Origin of the sequence: Actinoplanes sp. HUAS TT8 (assembly GCF_051380535.1) — a bacterium.
Lineage (GTDB): Bacteria > Actinomycetota > Actinomycetes > Mycobacteriales > Micromonosporaceae > Actinoplanes.
In genome coordinates this window covers 6,685,558-6,710,333 of record NZ_CP195646.1, presented here as the reverse complement: position 1 = coordinate 6,710,333, position 24,776 = coordinate 6,685,558, and the positions used below count along the sequence as shown (strand labels likewise).

Below are 24,776 nucleotides of genomic sequence, written 5' to 3'. Positions count from 1 at the left end.
GACTGTTAAGTTGGTTTATCAATCCTGGTCGATCACGAAGATTCGACCCTTGACACGGATCGAGCGGGGCCTAAGGTTGAGCCAACTGTTAAACACTTTGCCAATCACTTCACGATCGCCCCGGGAGCTCCGTTGACGCGTCTGGCCGGCTCGTCCAAGCTGCTCCGCGCCATGAACGAGAGCGCGGCGCTCGCCCACCTGCTCGACCCGGGCCGGTTGACGCGCGCCGATCTGCGCAAGCTCACCGCGCTGTCCACGCCGACGATCTCCGAGGTGCTGCGGCGCCTCACCGAGGCGGGACTCGTCAATGTCGTCGGGCACGACAGCGGGCGCCCCGGGCCGAACGCGGAGATCTACAACGCGAACCCCGATGCCGCGTACGCCGCGGCGATCTCCGTGCGGGACGTCGGCACCAGCGGCACGCCGGCGGTCGCGGCGGCGCTCTGCGACCTGACCGGGACCATCCGCGCCCGGTTCGAGTCGCGGGTCGACTTCCTGGCCGCCGACCCGGTGGCCACCGTCGCCGAGGTGATGTCCCAGCTGCGCGAGCAGGCCGAGGTTCCGGCCGACCGGATCCGGTACGTGCAGCTCAGCGTGCCCGGCGCCTACGACCCCCGGACCGAGACGATCCGGCTCGTCGACGTTCCCGGGTTCGCCCGGCCCGGCCTGGTCCCGGAGATCGCGACCGCGCTGGGCACCGACATCGGCGTCGACAACGACGTCAACCTGGCCGCGGCGGCCGAACGCAGCCGCGGCGTCGCCGGGGACGCGGAGAACTTCGCGCTCCTCTGGATCGGCCAGGACGGTCTCGGTCTGGCCATCGACATCAACGGGACCCTGCTGCGGGGCACCCGGGGGAGCGCCGGCGAGATCGGTTACATGCCGCTCTACTCGCCGGACTCCACGCATCGCAAGGTCGACCTGCAGGACCTGTTCGGCGGCGGCGCGATCAAGGAACTGGCTCGGGACCACGGCATCGCCGGCGGTACCCCGGCCGAGATCGTCGCGGCCGCTGCGGCCGCCGGGCACGGGCCGTTCCTGGCCACCCTGGCCGATCGGATCGTGGTCGCGCTGGCCGCGGTCGTCGCCGTCCTCGACCCCAACCTCGTGGTGCTCGCCGGCCCGACCGCCCAGGCCGGCGGCGACGCACTTCTTGACGCGGTGAACAGTGCGTTCCGGCGGGCCGCCCCGCTGGAGTCCACATTCGCCGCCACTTCCATAAACGACGACGCGGTGCTGCTCGGCGCGCTCGACGCCGGTCTCGCCGCGGTCCGCGAAGCATTGATCGCCGCCATTCGCGACAGCTGATTATTTGAGAGGCCCCCAGTGAACAAACGGCTACCTCATGCCCTTTTTGCCCTGACCGCCGCCGTTCTGCTGACCACCGCCTGTACTCCCGCCCCCAAAGAGAACAAGATCGCCGACCCGGGTACGCAGGTCTCCGGAACCGTCGAACTGTGGCACTTCTTCACCGAGCGCGAGGCCGCGGCCATCGACGAGGTGGTCAAGGACTTCCAGAACACGCACCCGAACATCAAGGTCACCGTCAAGTCCGGCCAGGACGACTCCAAGGTGACCCAGGCCATCGGGGCCGGCAACGGGCCGGACATCGGCCTTTCCTATTCGACCGACATCGTCGGCAAGTTCTGCTCCTCCGGCGCGTGGGTCGACCTGAAGCCGTACATCGACCGTGACAAGGTCGACCTGGATCAGCTCAACGCCACGACCCGGTCGTACACCGAGTTCCAGGGCAAGCGCTGCGCGATGCCGTTCCTGGCCGACGCGTACGGGATGTTCTACAACAAGGACCTGTTCGCCAAGGCCGGTATCGCCGGGCCGCCCAAGACCCTGGACGAGCTCACCGCCGACGCCAAGAAGCTGACCGTCAAGAACCCGGACGGCTCGCTCAAGCAGGTCGGTTTCCTGCCGCTCTACGACTTCTACGAGAACGCGGCCGCGCACCTGGCCCCGGCCACCGGCGCCAAGTGGCTGACCGAGGACGGCAAGAGCGCGATCGGCTCCGACGCCAACTGGAAGACCCTGCTGAAGTGGCAGAAGGACCTGGTCGACTGGTACGGCTACGACAACCTGAGCAAGTTCAAGGCCAGCCTCGGCGACGAGTTCAGCAGCGACAACGCCTTCCAGAAGGGCCAGGTCGCGATCAACATCGACGCCGAGTACCGCCTGGCCTTCCTCAAGGACCAGACACCCGATTTGAAGTACGGCGTTGCGCCGCTCCCGACCAGTGACCCGTCCCGCTACGGCGGCGGCTACGTCACCGGCAACATCATGGGCATCTCCAAGAACGCCAAGAACCCCGAGGCCGCCTGGGAGCTGATCAAGTACCTGACCACGAACGACGCGGCCGTCACCAAGCTGGCCGGACTGCTCAAGAACGTGCCGACCACGACCAAGGCGATCGCCGACCCGACCCTGAACGGGGACCCGGACTTCAAGGCGTTCATCGACATCTTCACCAACCCGAACTCGATGACCTCGCCGCCCTCGGCCTCCGGCCCGGCCTACCAGGAGACGTTCGGGAAGTTCCTGACCACGTACCAGTCCGGTCAGGTGGCCGACCTGGACAAGGGGCTGGCCGACGCCGACAAGCAGATCAACAGCGTCATGACGCTGGGCGGCTGACCCATGGACGGCGTTCGCCTCCGCCGGGGCCTCACCACGTTCTCCTTCCTGGCGCCCGCGCTCATCGGCATCGCGGTGTTCTTCCTCTACCCCCTGCTCTCGGCGGTCTACTTCTCCTTCACGAAGTTCGACCTGCTCTCCGTGCCGCAGTGGGTGGGGCTGAGCAACTACCGGCAGATGGCGGACGACCCGTTCCTGCTCCAGTCGGTGCGCAACACCCTGTGGATGGTGGCGGTCTTCGTCCCGGTGCGGATCATCTTCGCGATCGGGCTGGCGATGCTGCTCGCGCAGTTCAAGCGCGGGGCCAGTGTCTTCCGGACGATCCTCTACCTGCCGTCGCTGGTGCCGTCGGTGGCCGCCACCATCGCGTTCGTCTACCTGCTCAAGCCGGGCACCGGCCCGGTGAACCACCTGCTGGAGAAGATCGGCATCGACGGCCCGCTCTGGTTCAACTCTCCGACCTGGGCGAAGCCGTCGCTGGTCCTGCTCGGCCTCTGGGCCTGCGGCGACCTGATGATCATCTTCCTGGCGGCGGTGCTGGGCGTTCCCGAGAGCCTCTACGAGGCCGCGTCGCTGGACGGCGCGAACGCCTGGCACAAGTTCCGGTCGATCACGCTGCCGTCGATCCGTCCGGTGATCCTGTTCGCGGCGGTCACCGGCGTCATCTACACGCTGCAGTACTTCGACCAGGCGGCGGTGGCCGGCTCGATCGCCAGCGGGCAGGCCACCGTCGGCGCCGGGATCTCCCAGTCCTTCGGGTACCCGGACGGCTCGACCTTCATGTACCCGGTCTGGCTCTACACCGTCGGGTTCCGCTACAACGCCCTCGGCTACGCGAACGCCCTGGCCATCGCCCTCTTCGTGGTCGCGCTCGCGGTCACCGTCATCCTGCTGCGCCGCGCCAAGGCGTTCTCCGGGGAGGAATCATGACGCTGGTCATGGACCGGCCGGCCGTCAAGGCCACCGTGGACAGGAAGGTCCGCCGGCACAACACGCTGGTCTGGATCGCCCGGCACAGCATCGCCATCGTGCTCTCGATCATGTTCATCACGCCCGTGGCCTACCTGATCCTGCTCTCGCTGATGACCAGCAACCAGGCGCTGACCAGCGACTACTGGCCGAACACGTGGCACCCGGAGAACTACCTGCGGGTCTTCCAGGCGACCCCGTTGCCGCACTACCTGCTCAACACGGTGCTGTACGCGGGGACCGCGACGGTGCTGACCCTGGCGTCGAGCGTGCCCGCGGCGTACGCGCTCGCGAAGTTGAAATTCCGTGGCCGCAACGCGCTCTTCCTCGTCGTGATCTGCGTGATGATGCTCCCGCCGCAGGTGGTGACCGTCCCGCTGTACCTGATGTGGGCCCGCTACGGCCTGACCGGCTCGCTCTGGCCGCTGATCATCCCGGCGCTGTTCGGGGACGCGTTCTGCATCTTCCTGCTGCGCCAGTTCCTGCTGACGATCCCGACCGAGCTGCTCGACGCGGCCCGGGTCGACGGCGCCGGCGAGTGGCGCACGCTGCTGAAGGTCGTGCTGCCGATGGCCCGCCCGGGCATCGCGGCGGCCGGCCTGTTCCAGTTCTTCTTCTGCTGGAACGACTACTACGGGCCACTGCTCTACACGAGCGAGAACGAGAACTCGTGGACGCTGACGCTGGGCCTGGCCTCGTTCCGGACCGTCCACCACGTCGACTGGAACCTGGTCACGGCGGCGACGGTGCTGGCCATGGCCCCGCTGATCATCATCTTCTTCTTCGCCCAGCGCGCGTTCGTGCAGGGCATCACGCTGACAGGATTCAAGGGTTGAAAATCGCGGTCGTCGGTGGCGGATCCACCTATACGCCAGAGCTCGTGGACGGGTTCGCCCGGCTCGGCACCATGGTCTCCGAGCTGGTCCTGATCGATCCGGCGGCCGAACGCCTGGACATCGTGGGCGCGTTCGCGGCCCGTATCTTCGCGAATTACGGCCACCCCGGGAAGGTCACCTGGACGACCGACCTGGACGCCGGGGTCACCGACGCCGACGCCGTGGTCATCCAGCTGCGCGTCGGCGGCCAGCAGGCCCGGATCACCGACGAGACGTTCCCCCTGGAATGCGGCTGCGTGGGCCAGGAGACGACCGGGGCCGGGGGACTGGCCAAGGCGCTGCGCACCGTGCCGGTGATCCTCGACGTGGCGTCACGGGTGCGGAAACGCGCCAAGCCCGGCGCGTGGATCGTCGACTTCACCAACCCGGTCGGGATCGTCACGCGGGCGCTGCTCGACGCCGGGCACAAGGCGGTCGGGCTGTGCAACGTGGCCATCGGGTTCCAGCGCCGGTTCGCCAACTACCTGGGCGTGGACCCGTCGGCGGTCGTGCTCGATCATGTCGGTCTCAACCATCTGACCTGGGAGCGGGCCGCCTATGTGGACGGCGTCGACCGGCTGCCCTTCCTGATCTCCGAGCACCTGTCGGAGATCTCCGACGAGGTGGACGTCGCGTCGGAGATCGTCACGATGCTCGGCGCCGTCCCCTCCTACTACCTGTCGTACTTCTACGCGCACGACCGGCACGTGCGGGAGTCGATCGGCGCGCCGACCCGCGGCCAGCGCGTCGCCGAGATCGAGGCCACGCTGCTCGACATGTACCGCGACATCACCCTGGTCGAGAAGCCGGCGCTGCTCGGCGAGCGCGGCGGCGCCTACTACTCGGAGGCCGCGGTCGGCCTGCTCGGCTCGCTCTTCGGCCTCGACGGCGACGCCGTCCACTCGGTGAACGTCCGCAACAACGGCATCCTGCCGTTCCTCCCGGCCGAGGCGGTCATCGAGATCTCGGCCCGGGCGGGCCTCGACGGCCCGGCTCCGCTGCCGGTCACCCCCCTGCCGCCCGACCTGGCCGGTCTCATCACCCACACTTCGGCGTACGAGGAACTGGCGCTCGACGCCGCGCTGCGGGGCGGCCGTGACCGCGTCTACCGTGCGCTGCTGGCCCACCCGCTGATCGGGCAGCACGAAAAAGCGGACCCGCTGGCCGACAAGCTCATCGCCGCCGGGCGCGCCCACCTCGCGTGGGCCCGATGACGGCCCTGTTCCTCGCGGTCGACGGCGGCAACTCCAAGACGGACGTGGTGCTCGGCACCGCGGCCGGCGAGGTGCTCGCGTTCGTCCGCGGCGGCACGTCGTCACCCCACAACATCGGCCTGACCAGCGCGATCACCGTGCTCGGGGAACTCGTCACGGCGGCCCGGACCCAGGCCGGCCTGGCCCCGGACACGCCGGTCGAGACGATCGCGGCCTACCTGGCCGGGGCCGACCTGCCCGACGAGGTGACCGCCCTGCACGACGCGATCGCCGCCCGGGAGTGGGCCCGCCGCACGCAGGTCGACAACGACTGCTTCGCGCTGCTCCGGGCCGGCACGTCGATGCCGGACGCGGTCACCGTCGTCTGCGGCGCCGGCACCAACTGCGTCGGCCGCGCGGCCGACGGCCGGACCGCCCGGTTCGTCGCCCTCGGCCCGGTCTCGGGCGACTGGGGTGGCGGCCACGACCTGGCCGAACACACCCTGCGCGAGGCCGCCCGGGGCGAGGACGGCCGCAGCCGCCCGACCGCCCTGTCGGCCGCGGTCGCCGACCACTTCGGACACCCCACGGTGGAATCGGTGAGCATCGCCCTGCACCGCGGCGCCATCCCGATGGACCGGCTCCCGGAACTGACCCCGGTCCTGTTCGCGATCGCCGCGGCCGGCGACGAGGTCGCCTCCGCCCTGGTCGACCGCCAGGCCGAGGAGATCCTGGCCCAGCACCGCTCGGCCGCCCGCCGCCTGGACCTGCTGTCCCGCCCGCACGCCCTGGTCCTGGGCGGTGGCGTCCTGCAGGCCCGGCACCCGCAGCTGCACGCCCGGATAGTCCGGGGCGTCCAGGATCAGGCCCCCCTGGCGACGATCACGGTCCTGGACGCCCCTCCGGTCACCGGCGCGGCCCTCCTGGCCCTGGACTCCCTGAACGCCGTCCCGGCGGCCGAACCGGCCCTGCGCGCGGCGATCACCCAGCGTCTGCCGGGGCCCTCCCTGGTCGAGGCCTGACCGGCCGGCCGAGGCTCTGATCCCGGCCCGGCGGTCGAGGCGTCATCCCCGGTTTCCGCCGGGTGCCTCGGCCACCGGGCCGCGATCGGGCCGGTCAGAGCGCCACGAACTGGAGGCCGCGAGCCTTCAGGGCGGGAATGACGACACTGAGGGCCTTGTACGTCTGGGAACGGTCGCCGCCGCCGTCGTGGCAGAGCAGGATCTGACCCGGCTTGGCCGCCAGCATCCGCTGCTCGATCGTGGCGACACCGGGCATGGTCCAGTCCCGCGGGTCGTTGCTCCAGTCCAGCGGGAGCAGCCCGGCGTGCGCGATGTCCTTCAGCAACTGGGGGGACCAGTCGCCACCGGGCGAACGGAACAGCTTGGGCACGTACCCCGTCGTCTTGGTGATCTTCGCCTGGGCCTTGCGGATCTCGTTGCGGGCGACCCGGCTCGGCTTCTCCCCGAGCTCGGTGGGGTGGCTCCACGTGTGATTGGCCAGCTGGTGGCCGTCGCCGGTGACCAGCTGGGCGGTCTTCTCGTGGCCCAGCACCTGGTTGCCGATCATGCAGAACATCGCCGGCACCTGATACTTGTCGAGCAGCTGGAGGATCTTCGGCGTCCACACCGGGTGCGGGCCGTCGTCGATGGTCAGGGCGATCGCATCGGTCGGGAACGGCTTGCCCCCGGTCGCCTTGGTGTACTCGGCGAGCGTCGAGATCGGCTTGCGCTGCACCGGCAGCGGCTTCGGGGCGGCGGTGACCGGCGCGCTCTCCGGGATCCGCGACCGGGTGACCACGGGCTGGCCGGGCACCGGCTCGGCCGCGCCCTTCCCGGGCTCATCGGTCGCCGAGTGCACGGCGAACGCGGCCGCGGCGGCCGCGACGCCGGCCCCGGAGATGCCCAGCAGCAGCCGCCGCCGGGTCACGACGAAACCGCGCGAAGCCGCCGGCTCCGGCGTCCCCGCGGGCGGGGCGACCGGGGTGGCCCTGCTCGGTCTCGCCCCACCCGAGATCACCGTGGTGGCCTCGTCGATCGTCTTGCCGGCCAGGCCGGCCAGCGTGGCGTCCTCCGACGCCCGGCCGGCCGGAATGGCCACGGTGGCCTCGTCGCGCGGGGTGTCGATCCGCATGGCGACGGTCGCTTCGTCGGCCGGGATCACCGTTGTCGTCTCTTCCGGCATTTCCGAAAAATCCGATTCGGCGGAGGCCGTCATGGCCACGGTGGCCTCGTCCGCCGGCGTTTCGGCCGTCATGGCCACGGTGGCCTCATCCGCCGGCGTCTCGGCCGGAATGACCGCGGTGGCCTCGTCCACCGGGTCCGCCGAGTCCGCTGAACTCGGCGAATCCGGCGAATCATCGGCGCGGGCCGTATCTGCTGTGTCGGCTGCGTCCGCCGGGTCGGTTGCGTCCGGTGCGGCGTCGATCGGCATGGCGACCGTCGCCTCGTCTGCTGCCGGTTCGGCCGGAATCGCCGCGGTGGCCTCGTCCGACGACGTCTCGGCCCGGATCACCGCGGTGGCCTCGTCCGCGGCCGAGTCGGCCGGGATCGCCACCGTGGCCTCCTCGTCCGGCGTGACGCGTGTGGGCTCCGCGTCGGGCTGGTCGGATGATGCGCCGCCCGGTGTCGTCGCCCTGGGCTCGTCGGACATCGGTACGTACCTCCGCTTCCATCATGCGACTGCCGACATGTCCGCAGTGCCGGTCGCCGAACCGCTCGGCTCGCCAGCGGGCGACGCTAGCACTCTCGGTCAATTTCGTCCGAAAGGATCACATTTATCGATCAATTCTGGTGCGCAACCTGCGGAAGCAGCGGCAACCGCCCATACCTATGACAGATGTCACGGATGTCGGCCGTGATCCTCCGGCGGCGAGGGGAGTCGAGATGGCGGTGTTCGGCCTGCGGCTGATCGCCGTACTTGTCCGATCAGGCGGAGAATGGCGCTGATCATGCCGAATCGCTGGTTCAGCTCGACACCGTAGCTGACAGTGAGGGGAGGAAAACGGCCGGTCTCCCTGGAGTGGTCCGATGTCGCACGACCTTCGTCGTCAGCAGCGCCGGCCGGTCCGGGCCGCCCGGGGCGTCTCGCCGGTCAAGGTGACGGTCGCGGTGGTGGCCTCGCTCGTCGCCGTGATCGTGCTGTTCGCGGCCGGGATCGCGGCCGAGACGTACAACCACGGGCAGCCGGTCGTCGCCGGGCCGGTCGCCAAACCCTCGCCGGCCGGTCCGGGTCTCGGGGATCCGGTGCGCGACGGCAAGCTGGAGTTCGTGGTCACCCGGGTGGACTGCTCGCGGACGAGCATCGGCGTCGAGCACCTGAAGCGCACCGCCACCGGCAAGTTCTGCGTGGTCAGTCTGTCGGTGCGCAACATCGGCGACGGCGTCAAGCTGTTCGTCGGCCGCGCCCAGAAGCTGTACGACACGGCCGGCACCGAGTACGGCAGCGACGAGGTGGCCGGCATCTACGCCAACCAGGGCACCGAATCCTTCCTGCACAAGCTCGACCCGGGCGGCCGGGTGGCCGGCCGGCTCGTCTTCGACGTTCCGAAGAAGGCCAGGCCGGCCACCGTGAAACTGCACGACTCCCTGCTCTCGGGCGGCGCCGAGGTCCGGCTCGGCTAGCGCGTCACCGGTAGTGGAAGGCGGGCGGCAGGAGCAGGACGACCGCCCACATCCACACCGCGAAGACCGGCAGGTACGTCGTCTGCCAGCGCTCGATCGCGGTGAAGCCGCCGCGCCGCCGGACGAAGGTCAGCAGCAGCCAGGCCGCCCAGGCCAGGTTGGCCAGCAGCACGATGTTCTCGCCCAGCGCCGCCACCTTGTTCGGGGTGCCGCCGTACTCGGCGATGCGGCCGGTCATGGCCAGCAGCACCAGCGCGTCGATGACCAGCGCACTGACCACCAGGACCAGCTGCAGCACGTCGAACGTGCCGCGCGGGGCCAGCGGGTCACGGGCCGAGATCGAGTAGAGCAGCAGGCCCAGGACGACCGCGAGCAGGCTGTCGAACATCACCAGCGTTTCCCGGTCGACGTCGATGCCGTGGCCGTTGACGGCGACGGCGGCCAGGAAGGCCAGCAGCACCACGGCGAAGAGCGGGGTGAACAGCCGGGTCAGCACCGGCGCGATGTTCTCGATCACGCCCTGTTTGACCTCGACGAGCCACCCGGCGACGACGATCGCGGCCATCCCGCCGCAGGGCAGCAGCCAGTTCGCGAGGAAGTCGCCGGGCTCGATCCCGATCGCGGTGAACGTCCCGACGAAGAAGGCGATCAGCACGCCGCCGCCGAGGCCGATGAGCACCAGGTAGATGAACCACTCGCCGCTGAAGCGGATGAAGTCCATGCGCCGCCGGGACGAGCGCAGGTCGTCGGAGACGTAGGCGACGCCGACCGCGAACCACAGCGCGACGGGCAGGTGGCCGGCGGTCAGGATCACCGACTGGGACTCGTCGTCCAGCGGATAGATGTTGGCCCCGATCGCGCCGAGTGCGAACAACGCGGCCAGCGCGCCCCACACCCGGGGGCCGGACTGCCGTCGCCAGACCAGGAAGGCGGCCAGCCACGGCAGCACGAACAGCGACAGGTTGGTGAAGTAGAACGAGCCGTCGTCGTCGTCGAAGCCCAGGCCGAACAGCGCCGGGATCTTGATCGAGACGGCCGCGCCGGCCGCGCAGACCAGCATGGCGATCAGGTCCCGCCGGGACTGGCGGGGCTTGACCGGGTCGCCGGTGAACACCAGCTGCTTCCACAGCCGCTCGGAGTGCTCGCGGGCGAACTCGCGGGACAGCTCGTCCAGGCCGCCCATCCGCTTGACCCCGATGAGGAACGCCTCGTCCGGTCGCAGTCCGAGTTCGATCAGGCCGTCGACCGAGTTGCGCAGGTGGTCCTCGAGCTCGTCGGCGTCGGCCGGCAGCAGCTCGGTGCGGCGGCGTACGTAGTCGCGCCACTGGGCGAACTGGGCCTCCAGTTCGTCCGGGCCGTCGGTCACCGTCACGCGTTGCCCTCCAGGGGGAAGGTCAGCGACCGGAGGTCGCCGACGTCGGGCCAGATCCGGGTGAGCGCCTCGACGACGGTCGCCCACTGCCGGCGTTGCTCGGCCAGCTCGGCCTGGCCCTGCCGGGTGATGCGGTAGTACTTACGGCGGCGTTCGCCGGTGACCGTCTGCCAGCTCGACTCGACGTGCCCGAGGCGTTCGAGCCGGTGCAGCAGCGGATAGAGGAAGCCCTCGGTCCAGTCCAGCTCGCCGCCGGACAGCTCACTGATGCGGCGCAGGACGGCGTAGCCGTAACTCTCGCCCTCGGCCAGGATGCCGAGCACGATCGGTGTGGCCGACGCGGCCACCAGATCCTTGGTCACCCGCACGGAGCGGCCTCCTTTACCTAGAACTGCAAGGCATAGTAGATCTAGGTAACAAGCGTCGCAACGGTTTCGATCTCGAACTGACGTACCCTGCGGCGATGAGCATCGGTAAGGGCGACCTCGCGCCCGACTTCGAACTGCCCGACCAGGACGGCACGCCGCGGCGGCTGACCGATCTGATCGCGGACGGCCCGGTCGTCCTCTTCTTCTACCCCGGCGCGATGACCCGCGGTTGCACGGCCGAGGCCTGCCACTTCCGGGACCTGGCGACCGAGTACCGGGAGGCCGGCGTGCAGCGCGTCGGCATCAGCCGCGATCCGGTCGAGAAGCAGAAACTCTTCGCGGAGACCAACACGTTCGATTACCCGCTGTTGTCCGACCCCGATTCAAAAACGATTGCGGCGTACGGCGTGAAGCGCCGGCTGAGTCTCGGCGCGCTCAGCACCCGGCGGATGACGTTCGTGATCGGCACCGATCAGCGCATCCTCGACGTCATCCACAGCGAGATGGACATGAACCAGCACGCCACCGACGCGCTGGCCGTGGCGGTCGCCGCCAAGGCGTGACTCCACCGGGGACTCCGGCGCGCTAGCGTCAGGCCATGCAGAGACACTGCTCTATGGCTTGGAGGGTCGGATGACCATACGCAGGCGGGCCACAGCCGCGGCCGGCGCGCTGATCACGGTCGCGGCACTCGCGGTGGGCGGCCCGGCGACGGCCGCCTCCGCGTCGCCGGCGACGACCGGGGTCACCCACGAGGAGAATCCGCGCGTGCCCGAGGGTGCGGTCTGGACCGAGGCGTACTTCCCGTCGGCCGACCACAGTGGCGTCGAGCTGCACGCCGACGTCCTGCGGCCGGCCGGCCTCCCGCCCCGGGCCCGGACGCCGGTGATCCTGGCCGTCGGCCCGTACTTCTCGCACACCGGTCAGACCGCCCCGGAGGGCTGGACGCAGACCGGTCCGTCCGACCGGTTCGCCGACTTCACCGGCGGCACCGGGCTGTTCGCGCGCGGATACACGTACGTCATGGTCGATCTTCGGGGTTTCGGCGGGAGCACCGGGTGCCTCGACTGGGTCGGGCCGGGCGAGCAGGCGGATGTTCGAGCCGCGATCCAGTGGGCGGCCCGGCAACCCTGGTCGACCGGCAAGGTCGGCATGTACGGCAAGTCCTACGACGCCGTGACCGGGCTGGTCGGCAACAACCTGCGGCTCGGCGCGCTGAAGGCGGTCGTGGCCCAGGAGCCGGTCTGGAACATGTACAACTACCTGTTCAGCAACGGGGTGCCGCGACCCAACGTGACCGGGACGCCGAACGCGTACAACGGGATCGCCACGATGCCGACGCTGCCCGACGACACCGCCCGCTATCGGGCCGCCGCGGCCTACGAGACCGGCCACCCCGAGTGCCTGACCGACAACCTGACGAACAACAACAACCCGGACCTGGACTCGTCCTACTGGCGGGCGCGGAACCTGGCGGCGAGCGCCGAGGGCACGAACACGCCGCTCTTCGTGACCCAGGGATTCATCGAGAACAACACCAAGCCCGAGGACGTCCAGGAGTTCCTCGGCAACCACCGGGGCGTCGAGCGCGGCTGGATGGGCCAGTGGGAGCACGTGCGCGGCAACGAGACGAACGGCGACGGGCAGCTGCTGCAGGGCCGGGCCGGCTTCTTCGACGAGGTCATGCGCTTCTACGACTACTACCTGAAGGGCATCCGGCCGCAGGTCCACGACCCGGCGTTCGCCGTCGAGGACAGTACCGGCGTCTGGCGCGCGCAGCCGACCTGGCCCCTGGCGACGTCGTCGGCCACGGCCGGTCTCCCCGACGGGCAGTACGTCGACGACGGCCTCCCGTCGACCCTGGCCGCCCCGGCCGTCGCCGGGACGCAGTGGGACATGGAGCACGCGGCCGACCCGGCCCCGCCGGCCGGCCTGCGCCAGACACCCCTGGCGGCCGGGGATGCACACAGCTACTTCTCCTGGTCCACGCCGGTGACGTCGCGGCTGCGGATCACCGCCACCCCGCGGGTCACGCTGAACGCGAGTGCGGCGGGCAACGTGATGGTCCGGCTCTGGGACGTCGCCGCGGACGGGACGTCGGTGATGTTCGACGAGAACGTGTCCCTCGTCGAGAAGGCCGGTCGGGTCTCGTTCGACCTGAAGTCGACCGACTGGACGTTCGAGGCCGGTCATCAGCTGGGCGTGCAGATCGGGACCATCGGCAGCGGGAGCTGGCGGGACGTCCCGAGCGGCAACATCGTGGCGGTCACCCGGGCGCGGCTGAGCCTGGCGCTGCAGAACCCTCGCTTCGACGTTCCGACGCAGGGCGACCGGTCGCCGTTCCTCGACACCTACCGGCGGCAGTACACCCGGACGCTGACCGGGGTCGGTGCCGGGACGTTCCCGCTCGACCCGCGCGGCCACCACTGACCGCAGCGGCCGGTGGACTGCTTTCGGGGCGGTTCACCGGCCGTACGCCGGCAATCGGATCTTGATCTTGACCTTGATCTTCGCCGGTCGACGTCACGGCGGACGGAGATTATGGAGCCGGGCATCCACGGGGGAAGATGCCCGGCCCGGATAGATCAAAGCACATAAGGGTGGATCTGCGCCATACGGGGGGCCCGCCCGAGTCCGGGATGGTCGGTCGGCTTTACCGGTGGGCCGGTGAAGTGGAGAATCGGTCCCCGCCGATCACGCCGACCGTAGGAACAGTCATGCACTTCGATGGGTTCATCTCCTACAGCCACGCCGCGGACGGGCGTCTGGCCCCGGCTGTCCAGCGCGGTCTGCACCGATTGGCGAAGCCGTGGCACCGGCGCCGGGCACTGTGGATCTTCCGGGACCAGACCGGGCTGGCGGTGACCCCCAAGCTGTGGACGTCGATCCAGCAGGCGCTGGACGGCTCCGACCACTTCGTGCTGATGGCCTCGCCCGAGGCGGCCGGCTCGCCCTGGGTGAACCGGGAGATCGAGCACTGGCTGGCCACCAAGTCGGCCGACAACATCCTGCCGGTGGTGACCGACGGCGAGTGGCAGTGGGATCCGGCCGTCGGCGACTTCACCGAAGACTCGACCGCGGTGCCCGCCGCGCTGCGCGGCGTGTTCGCCGAGGAACCGCTCTACCTCGACCTGCGCTGGGCCCGCGACGACCTGCACCTGAGCCTGCAGCACGTCCGTTTCCGGGATGCCATCGCGCAGCTGGCGGCGCCGATGCACGGGGTGAGCAAGGACGAGCTGGAGGGTGAGGACGTCCGGCAGCACCGGCGGGCCCGCCGGTCGTGGACGGTCGCCGCGGCCCTGCTGGTGCTGCTGACCCTGGTCGCCTCCACCACCTCGGTCGTCGCGGTCCGTAACGCCGATCGGGCCACGACCGCGGCGGCCGAGGCCCACGAGCAGCAGCAGGTCGCCTCCGAGCAGCGCAGCACGGCCGAGCAGGCCACCGAGGAGTCGCGCCGGCAGCAGGCCAACGCCAAGGTCCAGGAGGACCGGGCCAGCGCCGCCAAGATCGAGACCCAGCGGCAGACCCAGCTCGCCCACGATCAGCAGGCCCTGGCCGAGCAGGCCTCGGAGCAGGCGGCCGAGGAACAGGCGGCGGCCGACCGGTACCGGGCCGGCGCGCGGCGGGAGAAGGCCAACGCCGAGAAGCAGCAGGCGCTGGCCCAGGGCGCGGGCGAGGAAGCGAAGCGGCAGAAGGCCAACGCCGACCGGGAGCTGGCCAACGCCCGGCGCCAGCAGGACCTGGCCGACCAGGCGGCGGCACGGGCCAAGCAGCAGAAGGCGCTGGCCGACACCTACCGGGAGGCGGCCCGCCGGGCCGAGGCGGAACGCAAGCGGCAGGAACAGCTGGCCCGCGAGGCGGCCGAGGAGGCCCGCCGTCAGCGGGAGGCGGCGGCCGAGCAGCAGCGCGCCGAGATCAGCCGGCGGCTGCTGAGCCGGGCCCGCACGATGATCGACGACGACCCGCGCAAGGCGCTCATGCTGGGCGTGGCCGCGCAGCACCTGCACCCGGACGCGCAGACCGCGCAGCAGCTGTCCCACCTGGTCATGTCCACCCACTACGCCGGGACGCTGAGCGGCGTGACCACGGTCGCGGCCCTGGCCGGGCGGGTGGTCGCGACCGTGGACGCCGACGCGAAGGTGTCGCTGTGGGACACCACCGACCCGGGCGAACCGGTCCGGATCTCGTCGCTGCCGGCCACCGTCACGACCGGTGCCGCGCTGGTCGCCGACCGGGGCGGGCGCACGCTCGCGGTGGCCGACGGGACCTCGACCGCGACACTGTGGAACGTGACCGATCCGGCCCACCCGGTGGCGCTCGCCCCGCTGACCGATCCGGCCGGGATCGTGTCGGTGGCGTTCAGCCCGGACGGTCACACGGTCGCGGTCAGCAACCGGGACAAGAACACCGTCCTGTGGGACGTCACCGGCGACACCCCGAGCCCGCTGGCGACCCTGACCGGGGCCTACCCGCTGACCTTCGGCCCGGACGGGCGGACCGCGGTGACCAGCGGCCCGGCCGTCACCGTGTGGAACCTGACCGACCCGAAGCAGCCGGTCCGGGGCGCGAACCTGGTGATCCCCTACGGCGATCCGGTCATCGACGCCGTCGTCGCGTTCGACCCGGTGCTGCCGCTGGTGGCCGTCGAGGGCCCGGACGACTACGTCTGGCTGTGGGACCTGACCGATCCGGCCCATCCCCGGCAGGGTTTCTCCCAGCTCGCGGCCACCGGCGACGCGCACCTGAGCGCGATCGGGTTCAGCCCGGACGGCACCAGTCTCGCTCTGGCCGACTCGGACGGATCGACCGCGCTGTGGACCGTCCAGACCGGCACCTGGGCCTGGCTGTCGACCCTGCTGGCCACCGTGAACACGCCGGACGGCGCGGTCGGGACGCTGGCCTTCAGCCCGGACGGGCAGCGGATGATCACCGCGTCCGGGGGGAAGACGGCGACGCTGTGGAACACCGGCGGGGCGTTCCCGCGCAAACCGGTGGCCGGTCTCCCCGGGCCGTTCCCGGGCGAGATCGTCGGACTGACCTACGGACCGGACAGCCGATCGCTGATGGTCGCCGGGGAGCAGGGCAAGGCCGTGCCCTGGGACCTGACCGATCCGGCCGCTCCCGTCCGCGGCGCCGACGTGTCACTGGGCGGCGGCACCGCGGAGGGGATCGTGCTCAGCCCGGACGGGCGCACCCTGGCCGTGACCGGCGCCAAGGATTCGGTCACGCTGCTCGACATGACCCGTCCGGACACGCCCGTGTCGCTGGGGGACATCCCGGAGACCGGCGACATCGTCCAGGCGGTCGCGTTCAGCCCGGACGGGCGCACCCTGGTCATCGCCCGCCGGGACGGCGCCACCAGTCTGTGGGACCTGACCGACCGGAGCCACCCGGCCCGGCTGACCACGCTCGCCCTGCACGCGCCGATGGCCTCGATCGCGTTCACCCCGGACGGGCGGACCATGGCGGTCGGCGAGGGGTACAAGGTGTCGCTGTGGGACGTGACCGACCGGACCGCCCCGGCGCGGTTCACCGCGATCGCGCTCAAGGACTTCATCGTCTACACCGCCGACTCGCTCGCGTTCAGCCCGGACGGGCGCACCCTGGCCGCCGGCACCGACGACATGACGGTCCTGCTCTGGGACGTCGCCGACCCGTCCCAGCCGCGCCGGATCACCACGCTGACCGGGCACACCAATGAGGTCCGCTGGGTCGGCTTCAGCCCGGACGGGACGACGCTGGCCAGCGCCAGCCTGGACAACGCGATGATGCTCTGGGACGTCGCCGACCCGGACAGCCCGGTCGTCTACGCGACGCTGAAGAGCCCGGACCTGCAGAGCTTCTACGCGACGTTCAGCCCGGACGGGCACACCATCGCCGCCGCCGGAGCATTCCTGGCCACCAGCACCACGGTCACGCTCTGGGACGCCACCGTGCCGGCCGCACTGGCCGCCGACCCGGCCGGGAACGCGTGCGCGGTCAGCGGCCGGGGACTGAACGCGCAGGAGTGGAGCCAGTACGCCCCCGAGCTGCCCTACCAGGCCACCTGCTGACCGTCGGGCACACCGAGCAGGGGTGCGGCGGGCACCCGCAGGCCGGCGAAGATCCGCCGCGCCTGGTCGAGATGGGGCCGGGCGCGGTCGAGCTCGCCGGCGTCGCGCAGGGCGGCGCCGATGCCGTCGTGGGCGCGGGCCGTCTCGTAGCGTTCGCCGATCTCCTCGGCCAGCTCCAGGGCCTGGTCGTGCTGGGCCCGGGCCTCGTCGGCGGTGCCGGCCGCGTGCAGGATGCGGCCCAGGTCGTTGAGCGCCTCGGCCTCGCTGGCCCGGTCCCCGATGCGGCGGTGCAGCACGAGCGCGCGGCGTAGATGGTCGGCGGCCTGGTCGAGCCGGCCCTGGCGGACCAGGATCGCGGCCAGGTCGGTCAGCACGTACGCCTCGGCGGTGCGGTCGCCGGTGCGCCGGGCCGTGCCGAGGCTCTGTTCGAGCCGGTCGGCCGCCTCGTCGAGCGGGGCCGGGCGGTGCGGCAGCCGGGCCAGCAGGGACAGCACGTACGCCTCGCTGAACCGGTCGTGCAGGGTGGTGTAGAGGTCGAGGGCGGCCCCGAAGCGCCCGGCCGCGCGGGCCGGCTCACCCAGCCGCGTGTCGATGAGCCCGAGGCGGACCAGCGCGTCGGCGTGCCCGGCGTCGTCACCGAGGTCGCGGTAGAGCGTCAGCGCCCGCCGATAGTGGTCGGCCGCCCGCCGGTAGTCGCCCAGCAGCCAGTCGACGCTGCCCAGGTTGCGCAGCACCATGGCCTCGGCGGCGCGGTCACCGAGCTCGGCGTACCGGACCAGCGCCTCCTGATAGGCGTTGGCCGCCTCGTGCGGCCGGCCCTGCCGCCGGTGCAACCGGCCCAGGTGGGACAGCGCCCGCGCGTGCGCGTCCCGGTCGCCCGACGCGGTTGCCGCGGCGACGGCGGCCCGCGCGACAGTCGCCGCCTCGGCCGCCGGGCCGCCCGCGTCGAGGTAGCGGAACAGAGTGTCGGCCAGGGCGACGGTCGGCGCCCACCAGCCGTGCGCCGCGCCGTACGTGCAGATCAGGGCCAGGTTGGGTCGTTCCGCCTCGATCCAGGCCCGGGCCGCGTCCGGGTCGCCGGTCGCCGGGCCCGTCGGGTACAGGGCGGCCATGGCCGCGGTGGACTCGGCCAGGTAGTGGTCGAACAGGCGGGTCAGGGCGGCCCGCCGGTCCGGTTCGCTGTCGTGCCCGGCCGCGAGCTCGGCGGCGTACGCGCGCAGCAGGTCGTGCATGCCGTACCGCCCGCCCCGGCCGACCTGGATCAGACCGGCCCGGACGAGCACGCCGAGCAGCCGCCGGGCCTCACCCCGGTCGGTGCCGATCAGCGCGGCCACGGCATCGACGTGCGCGGTCTCGCCCGGAAGCAGGCCGGCCAGCCGGAACGTGCGGGCCGCGCCGGGCGGCAGGTTCCGGTACGACCAGGAGAACACGGCCCGGACCTCGGCCCGCGGATCCCCACCGGCGTCCAGCAGGTCGAGCCGCTCGTGGTGGTCGCCGAGCTCGGTGACCAGGTCGGCCAGCGGCACGTCGGCGCGGTCGGCGGCCAGCTCGGCGGCGATCCGCAGGGCCAGGGGCAGCCGGGCGCAGGCCGCGGCCAGGGCCTCGGCGGCCACCGGGTCCTCGCCGACCCGGGCACCGATCAGCTTGCGCAGCAGCCCGACGGCGTCCGACGGCGGCAGCAGGTCGAGGTTGATCCGCTGCGCGCCGTGCACGGCCACCATGCCGGGCAGCGAGTCCCGGCTGGTGATCAGAACCAGACACGAGCCGGAGCCGGGCAGCAGCGGGCGGACCTGCTCCACCGAGGACGCGTTGTCCAGCAGCACCAGCATCCGGCGGCCGGTGAGCTCGGACCGGTAGCGGCCGGCGCGGTCGTCCGTGCCGGGCGGGATCTCCGGACCGGGCACGCCCAGCGCGGTGAGGAACCCGGCCAGGGCGTCGGCGACGGCCACCGGCTGCTCGGCGTCGTAGCCGCGGAGGTTGACGTAGAGCTGCCCGTCCGGGAACGCGTCGCGGACCCGGTGCGCCCACCGGACGGCCAGCGCCGACTTGCCGACCCCGGCGGTGCCGGCCAGCAGGGCCACGGTCAGCGGCGGCTCGTCGCCGCCAGGGGCGACCAGCAGATGATCCATCGCGGACAGTTCGCCGGCGCGGCCGGTGAACGCCCGGACCTCGGCGGGCAGTTGCGACGGCACCGGTGTCGCCGTGGTCGGCGGTGGGCCGGATCGCCCGAGGTCGCCCGCGGCGACGTCCAGCGCCGGATCGGCGGCCAGGATCTGTTCGTGCAGCCGGCGCAGGGCCGCGCCCGGGTCGCTGCCCAATTCGTCGGCGAGGCGGTGGCGGATCCGCCGGTACTGCTCGTCGGCGTCGCCTTGGCGCCCGCAGCGGTACAGCGCCAGCATCGACTGCCCGGCCAGCCGCTCGTCCAGCGGATGCTCGGCGGCGGCGGCCGACAGCTCGGGCAGCAGCTCACTGTGCCGGCCCAGGCGCAGCAGCACGTCGTTGCGGTCCAGCTCGGCGGCGAACCGCTCGCCGAGCAGGGTGCGCCGCATCGCGGCCAGCCACGGGGTGTCCAGGCCGGCGAACGGATCGGCCCGCCACAGGTCGAGGGCCTGCGCGATCAGGTCGGCGGCGGCCCGGTCGGACTCGGCCTCCCGGGCCGACGTCATCAGGCTGCGGAACCGATGCAGGTCCACGGCGAGGGGGTCCACGGTGAGCAGATAGCCGCCCGGCTCCCGCTGGATCTCCACCCCGGGGGCGCCGGCCACGGCGCTGCGTAGCCGGGACAGGTAGCTGTAGAGGGTGCCGGCGGCCCGCTGCGGGGCGTGCTCACCCCACACCCGGTCGATCAGCTGGTCCACCGTGACGGGATGGCCGGCCTCGACCAGCAGCACGCCCAGCACGCATCGCTGCCGGGCATGTCCCAGGTCGGCGAACTCGCCGTCGATCCGGGCCCGCACCGCACCGAGCACGCCGAACTCCGCCGCCAACTGACCTCCGCCCACCAGGCGATTCAAGAAATATTCAAGGACCGTACGAGTCTCCCATGCTTCGTACAAGGTCCGGCGGCGAGCATTGTGGTCGTTCAGGGAGGCAGGTCGCTATCGCCCGGTTACGTATGCGTACGGGGGAATCGGGACGCCGCAGCGACTCGGAAGGCGAGCGACCTGCCTGCCCGGCACGTCCGGAACACCGCCGCCTCGGCCGGGAGCCGCGGCCCGCGGCGATTCGAGTGTCCGGAGACCGACATGAGCCAATGGCTCGATGATCTTATCTGCGACAGTTCCACCGTGGTCGCGAAAAGAGGCCGGTGCCCCTCGGGCGGGCCCGGGCCGGGTTCTTGAATTACTCGACGAAGGCGCATTGACCGGGTAACACCGGCCGGGCTATTGTTCCGCGCCCTCGTCGGTGTTCGCGCATACCGCCCTGTTAATGACCGGGAATCAAGCGCGAAACATCTGGCCCTCGGGCGGGCATCAGCCAGTTGAACATCGATGCGGCAACGACTTCATAAACGATCTTGGCGGGTCTCGATAGCTCTGCTAACGTCCCGCCCAGTTAGATATTGAGTGCGGGCGTGGAGGCAATGGTGTAATGGGCAAGTTCCTCCTGCGCAGGGTGAGTTACCTCGTTCTGCTCGCGGTGGTCGCGACGATAGTCGCGTACGTTCTGGCTGCTACGCAGCTACATCCGCGAAGTCGGTACGAGGGGCGCAACCCGGCCCCCGCGGAGGCGGTCGTCGATCAGCGGCTCAACGAGCTCAACATGAACGACAAGACGCCGCTCGTCGACCGCTTCGGCACCTGGGTGAAGGGTGTCGTCCACGGTGACCTCGGCAAGACCGTCGACGGTGAGTCGGTCAACACCGAGATGGGCCGGCGGATGTGGGTCAGCCTGCGGCTGATGCTGATCGGCTCGATCCTCGGCACGTTGCTGGGGGTGATCGCCGGGGCCTACGGCGCCATCAAACAGCACAAATGGTCTGATCAGACGCTAACCGTCATCTCGTTCGTCCTGCTGTCGATCCCCACGGTGGTGCTCGCGGTCCTGATGAAGAACGGCGGCATCTGGTTCAACCAGGCGACCGGTAATCAGTCGACCCCGATCCTGTTCACCACCGGCGAGATCACTCCCGGGCTGGACACCTGGTCCTGGGCCGGTCTGAGCGACCGCATCGGGCACCTGATCCTGCCGACCATCGTGCTCGCGATCGGGGTCAACGGCTTCGCCTTCTACAGCCGTTACCAGCGCAACTCGATGCTCGACGTGCTCGGCAGCGACTTCCTGCGCACCGCGCAGGCCAAGGGTCTGCGGCGCTGGTCGGCGCTGACCCGGCACGGTCTGCGGACCGCTCTCATCCCGATGGCGACCTTCTTCTCGTACCAGTTCGCGCTGCTCTTCGTCGGCGCGACCTTCACCGAGAAGATCTTCGGCTGGCACGGGATGGGGGAGTACTTCGTCGACTCCATCACCAAGAACGACATCAACTCGACGGCCGGGGTGACCCTCTTCGTCGCGGTGCTGGTCCTGATTGCAGGCCTGCTCTCCGACGTGGTCTACGCGGCGCTGGACCCACGGGTCCGGGCGAGCTGAGGGGACCGAGATGACTGTCAACACCGACTCCGTCGTCGTCGGATCGGTCAGCCCCGATCCTGAGGACGGCGGCCTGCAACCGAGCCGTTCGATCTCGCGCAACCGCCTGGTGCTGCGGCGCTTCCTGCGCCAGCGGGTGGCCGTCCTCGGCCTCGTGGTGGTCGCCCTGCTGATCGCGGTGGCCTACCTCGGCCCGCTGTTCTACCCGTGGAAGTACGACCAGCTCGACTTCCAGTCGTTCCAGGTGCCGCCGAACCCGACACACTGGTTCGGCACGTACCAGACCGGCGGCGACGTCTTCGCCCGTACGCTTCGGGGCCTGCAGAAATCGCTGATCATCGGTCTGCTCGGAGCGGTGCTGTCGACCGCCGTGGCCGCCGTGGCCGGTGCGTTCGCCGGTTACTTCCGCGGCGCCACCGACGTCGTGATCCGGGTGATCATCGACCTCATGCTGGTCCTGCCCAGCTTCCTGATCATCGCGATCTTCTCGACCGCGCTGCGGGACGGGAGCTGGCTGCTCTTCATCGTGCTGCTGGCCGGCTTCCAGTGGATGATCACCGCCCGGGTGGTCCGCGGCATGACGCAGTCGCTGCGCGAGCGCGAGTTCGTCCAGGCGGCCCGCTTCATGGGAGTGCCCGGCTGGAAGATCATCCTCCGGCACATCCTGCCGAACATGGCGTCCTTCCTGATCATCGACGCGACCGTCGGGGTCAGCAGCATCATCCTGTCCGAGGTCGGGCTCTCCTTCTTCGGCTTCGGCGTGCAGCCGCCGGACGTCTCGCTCGGCACCCTGATCGCCGACGGCTCGGGCGCGGCGCTGACCAACTGGTGGCAGTTCTACTTCGTCGCGGGAGTTCTCGTGCTTCTCGTACTCGCCGTCAACCTGGTGGGCGACGGCCTGCGTGACGCGCTGGACCCGAACTCCGAGATCGAAGGTGCGAAGTGACCGACGCCAGGGTGACTCCCGCCCCCCTGTCCGGCCTGGCCGCGGGCTTCGGATCCGACGCCGAGCCGCTGCTGCGGGTCGAGAACCTGTCGGTGACGTTCCGCAGCCCGGCCGGGCCGGTGACCGCCGTCCGGGGGATCAGTTACGACGTACGCCCCGGCGAGGTGCTCGGCATCGTCGGTGAGTCCGGTTCCGGCAAGTCGGTCTCGTCGCTGGCCGTCATGGGCCTGCTGCCGCCGACCGCCGCGATCACCGGCTCGGCGAGCTTCCAGGGCAAGCAGCTGCTCGGCCTCGGTGACAAGCAGATCTCACAGATCCGCGGCAGCCGGCTGGCCATGGTGTTCCAGGACCCGCTCTCGGCGCTGACCCCGGTCTACACGGTCGGCGAGCAGATCGCCGAGACGATCCGGATCCACCAGGGACTCAAGCGTGAGGCCGCCGCCGAGCGGGCGATCGAGCTGCTCGACCTGGTCGGCATCCCGAACGCCCGGCAGCGGTCGAAGGGCTTCCCGCACGAGTTCTCCGGTGGTATGCGGCAGCGGGTCATGATCGCGATGGCGATCGCCAACGACCCGGCGCTGATCATCGCCGACGAGCCGACGACGGCCCTCGACGTGACCATCCAGGCGCAGATCCTGGAGGTGCTGCAGAAGGCCCGCGAGGTGACCGGCGCGGCGATCATCATGATCACGCACGACCTCGGGGTGATCGCCGGTTTCGCCGACCGGATGATGGTCATGTACGCCGGCCGGGTCGTCGAGACCGGTGCGGTCGAGGAGGTCTACCAGCGGCCGCGCATGCCGTACACGATGGGCCTGCTCGGCTCGATCCCGCGTCTCGACCTGGGTGAGCGGCAGCGGCTGACGCCGATCGAGGGAACCCCGCCGTCGATGGTGGCGCTCCCGGTCGGCTGTCCGTTCGCGCCGCGCTGCCCGATCCGGATCGAGGCCTGCGAGGAGACCGAGCCCGACCTGCTCGGCGTGACCACCGACGGCTCCGGGCATCTGGCCGCCTGCCACCGCAGCCTGGAGATCGTCCGCAAGGGGATGAGCAGCACCGACGTCTTCGCCAGCGTGCTGCCGGAGCCGATCGTGCTGGAGCGGCCGCCGCGCGAGGAGCGCCCGGTCGTCCTGGAGGTCCGTGACCTGGTCAAGGAGTACCCGCTGACCACCGGCAGCGTGCTGCGGCGCAAGGTCGGCAGCCTCCAGGCGGTCGCCGGGATCAGCTTCGACATCCGCGAGGGTGAGACGCTGGGCCTGGTCGGCGAGTCGGGGTGCGGCAAGACCACGACCATCATGGAGATCCTGGAGCTGGCCAAGCCGACGTCGGGCAACATCGTCGTGCTCGGCAAGGACACCGCCAAGATGAGCCCCAAGGAGCGGTTCGCCATCCGGCGCGACCTGCAGGTGGTGTTCCAGGACCCGATGGCCTCGCTCGACCCGCGGCTGCCGATCAGCGACATCCTGGCCGAGCCGATGGCCGCCCACGGCATCCCCGCCGCGGAGCGGGAGAAGCGCGTCCGGGAGTTGCTGCGCCTGGTCGGGCTCCGGCCCGAGCACGCCGACCGGTACCCGGCCAAGTTCTCCGGCGGGCAGCGGCAGCGCATCGGCATCGCCCGGGCGCTGGCGCTGGAACCGAAGGTGCTGGTGCTCGACGAGCCGGTCTCGGCCCTGGACGTCTCCATCCAGGCCGGCGTGATCAACCTGCTCGACAAGCTGAAGGCCGAGCTCGGGCTGGCCTACCTGTTCGTCGCGCACGACCTGTCGGTGGTCCGGCACATCGCCGACCGGGTGGCCGTGATGTACCTCGGGCGGATCGTCGAGATCGGCACGTCCGAGCAGGTCTTCGAGGCGCCGACGCATCCGTACACCCAGGCGCTGCTCTCCGCGATCCCGTTGCCGGATCCGGTCAAGGAGCGGCAGCGCAAGCGGATCCTGCTGACCGGCGACCTGCCGAGTCCGGCGAATCCGCCGTCCGGGTGCCGGTTCCGGACCCGGTGCCCCAAGTTCGCCCACGAGCTCGACGAAGCCCAGCAACGGCGCTGCCTCGATGAGTCTCCGGTGCTGATGGGCCGGGAAACCCCGGGCCCGGACCACGAGGCGGCCTGCCACTACCCGGCACCCGTCGCGGCGATCTAACGGCCG

Annotated in this window: 17 protein-coding genes; 13 read left to right on the top strand and 4 right to left on the bottom strand. The window is 70.8% G+C overall.

The genetic code is table 11. The features are described 5' to 3' along the window. The first annotated feature begins 132 nt into the window (after positions 1-132). The 6 genes from ACSHV8_RS29790 to ACSHV8_RS29765 are packed head-to-tail and all read left to right on the top strand — an operon-like array spanning position 133 to position 6,702. Entirely contained in the window at positions 133-1,308 is a 1,176-nt protein-coding gene (locus tag ACSHV8_RS29790) for an ROK family protein (protein ID WP_436520970.1), read from the top strand. Between the two features lie 18 nt (positions 1,309-1,326). Next, the gene (locus tag ACSHV8_RS29785) at positions 1,327-2,643 is read left to right on the top strand and encodes an ABC transporter substrate-binding protein (protein WP_436520968.1); all 1,317 of its coding nucleotides are present in this window, start codon (positions 1,327-1,329) and stop codon (positions 2,641-2,643) included. A gap of 3 nt (positions 2,644-2,646) precedes the next feature. Next, on the top strand, positions 2,647-3,573 hold the full coding sequence (locus tag ACSHV8_RS29780; protein ID WP_436520966.1) for a carbohydrate ABC transporter permease: 927 nt from the start codon (positions 2,647-2,649) through the stop codon (positions 3,571-3,573). Continuing rightward, positions 3,570-4,448 (top strand): carbohydrate ABC transporter permease, encoded by an 879-nt coding sequence (locus ACSHV8_RS29775; protein WP_436520964.1) that lies wholly within the window; start codon positions 3,570-3,572, stop codon positions 4,446-4,448. Before ACSHV8_RS29780 ends, ACSHV8_RS29775 begins: the two co-directional genes overlap by 4 nt. Next, on the top strand, positions 4,445-5,701 hold the full coding sequence (locus ACSHV8_RS29770; RefSeq protein WP_436520962.1) for a 6-phospho-beta-glucosidase: 1,257 nt from the start codon (positions 4,445-4,447) through the stop codon (positions 5,699-5,701). The genes ACSHV8_RS29775 and ACSHV8_RS29770 overlap by 4 nt, the downstream gene beginning before the upstream one ends. Beyond that, positions 5,698-6,702 (top strand): N-acetylglucosamine kinase, encoded by a 1,005-nt coding sequence (locus ACSHV8_RS29765; protein ID WP_436520960.1) that lies wholly within the window; start codon positions 5,698-5,700, stop codon positions 6,700-6,702. The genes ACSHV8_RS29770 and ACSHV8_RS29765 overlap by 4 nt, the downstream gene beginning before the upstream one ends. Before the next feature lie 94 nt (positions 6,703-6,796). Here the strand turns inward: ACSHV8_RS29765 and ACSHV8_RS29760 are convergent, their stop codons facing one another. After that, positions 6,797-8,332: a polysaccharide deacetylase family protein gene (locus tag ACSHV8_RS29760; RefSeq protein ID WP_436520959.1), complete on the bottom strand. Its 1,536-nt coding sequence runs from the start codon at positions 8,330-8,332 to the stop codon at positions 6,797-6,799. A gap of 377 nt (positions 8,333-8,709) precedes the next feature. On the opposite strand from ACSHV8_RS29760, the gene ACSHV8_RS29755 reads away from it, so the two are divergent. Continuing rightward, a complete protein-coding gene (locus ACSHV8_RS29755) occupies positions 8,710-9,303 on the top strand; it encodes a DUF4352 domain-containing protein (RefSeq protein ID WP_436520957.1) in 594 nt (197 codons plus the stop codon). Positions 9,304-9,307: 4 nt separating this feature from the next. On the opposite strand, the gene ACSHV8_RS29750 is transcribed toward ACSHV8_RS29755, so the two are convergent. Continuing rightward, positions 9,308-10,675, bottom strand: a complete 1,368-nt coding sequence (locus ACSHV8_RS29750; RefSeq protein WP_436520955.1) for a permease prefix domain 1-containing protein — start codon at positions 10,673-10,675, stop codon at positions 9,308-9,310. Next, positions 10,672-11,043, bottom strand: a complete 372-nt coding sequence (locus ACSHV8_RS29745; RefSeq protein ID WP_436520953.1) for a PadR family transcriptional regulator — start codon at positions 11,041-11,043, stop codon at positions 10,672-10,674. The genes ACSHV8_RS29750 and ACSHV8_RS29745 overlap by 4 nt, the downstream gene beginning before the upstream one ends. 95 nt (positions 11,044-11,138) lie before the next feature. Here ACSHV8_RS29745 and ACSHV8_RS29740 point away from each other — a divergent pair, with 95 nt between their 5' ends. The 3 genes from ACSHV8_RS29740 (at position 11,139) to ACSHV8_RS29730 (ending at position 17,096) form a co-directional block, all read left to right on the top strand. Beyond that, the gene (locus ACSHV8_RS29740; protein ID WP_436520951.1) at positions 11,139-11,606 is read left to right on the top strand and encodes a peroxiredoxin; all 468 of its coding nucleotides are present in this window, start codon (positions 11,139-11,141) and stop codon (positions 11,604-11,606) included. A 70-nt stretch (positions 11,607-11,676) separates the two neighbouring features. After that, positions 11,677-13,473, top strand: a complete 1,797-nt coding sequence (locus ACSHV8_RS29735) for a CocE/NonD family hydrolase (protein WP_436520949.1) — start codon at positions 11,677-11,679, stop codon at positions 13,471-13,473. Between the two features lie 287 nt (positions 13,474-13,760). Next, positions 13,761-17,096: a TIR domain-containing protein gene (locus tag ACSHV8_RS29730; protein WP_436520947.1), complete on the top strand. Its 3,336-nt coding sequence runs from the start codon at positions 13,761-13,763 to the stop codon at positions 17,094-17,096. Here the strand turns inward: ACSHV8_RS29730 and ACSHV8_RS29725 are convergent. Then, positions 17,078-20,083: a tetratricopeptide repeat protein gene (locus ACSHV8_RS29725; protein WP_436520945.1), complete on the bottom strand. Its 3,006-nt coding sequence runs from the start codon at positions 20,081-20,083 to the stop codon at positions 17,078-17,080. The two genes, ACSHV8_RS29730 and ACSHV8_RS29725, sit on opposite strands and share 19 nt — an antisense overlap. Before the next feature lie 628 nt (positions 20,084-20,711). Here ACSHV8_RS29725 and ACSHV8_RS29720 point away from each other — a divergent pair. Genes ACSHV8_RS29720 through ACSHV8_RS29710 form a run of 3 tightly spaced genes read left to right on the top strand, consistent with a single transcriptional unit; the run spans position 20,712 to position 24,770 of the window. Continuing rightward, positions 20,712-21,686 carry an ABC transporter permease gene (locus ACSHV8_RS29720; protein ID WP_436520943.1) on the top strand — a complete coding sequence of 325 codons (975 nt, stop codon included), beginning with the start codon at positions 20,712-20,714 and terminating at the stop codon, positions 21,684-21,686. Between the two features lie 10 nt (positions 21,687-21,696). Then, entirely contained in the window at positions 21,697-22,632 is a 936-nt protein-coding gene (locus tag ACSHV8_RS29715; RefSeq protein WP_436520941.1) for an ABC transporter permease, read from the top strand. After that, entirely contained in the window at positions 22,629-24,770 is a 2,142-nt protein-coding gene (locus tag ACSHV8_RS29710) for an ABC transporter ATP-binding protein (RefSeq protein ID WP_436520939.1), read from the top strand. Before ACSHV8_RS29715 ends, ACSHV8_RS29710 begins: the two co-directional genes overlap by 4 nt. Positions 24,771-24,776: the final 6 nt, after the last annotated feature.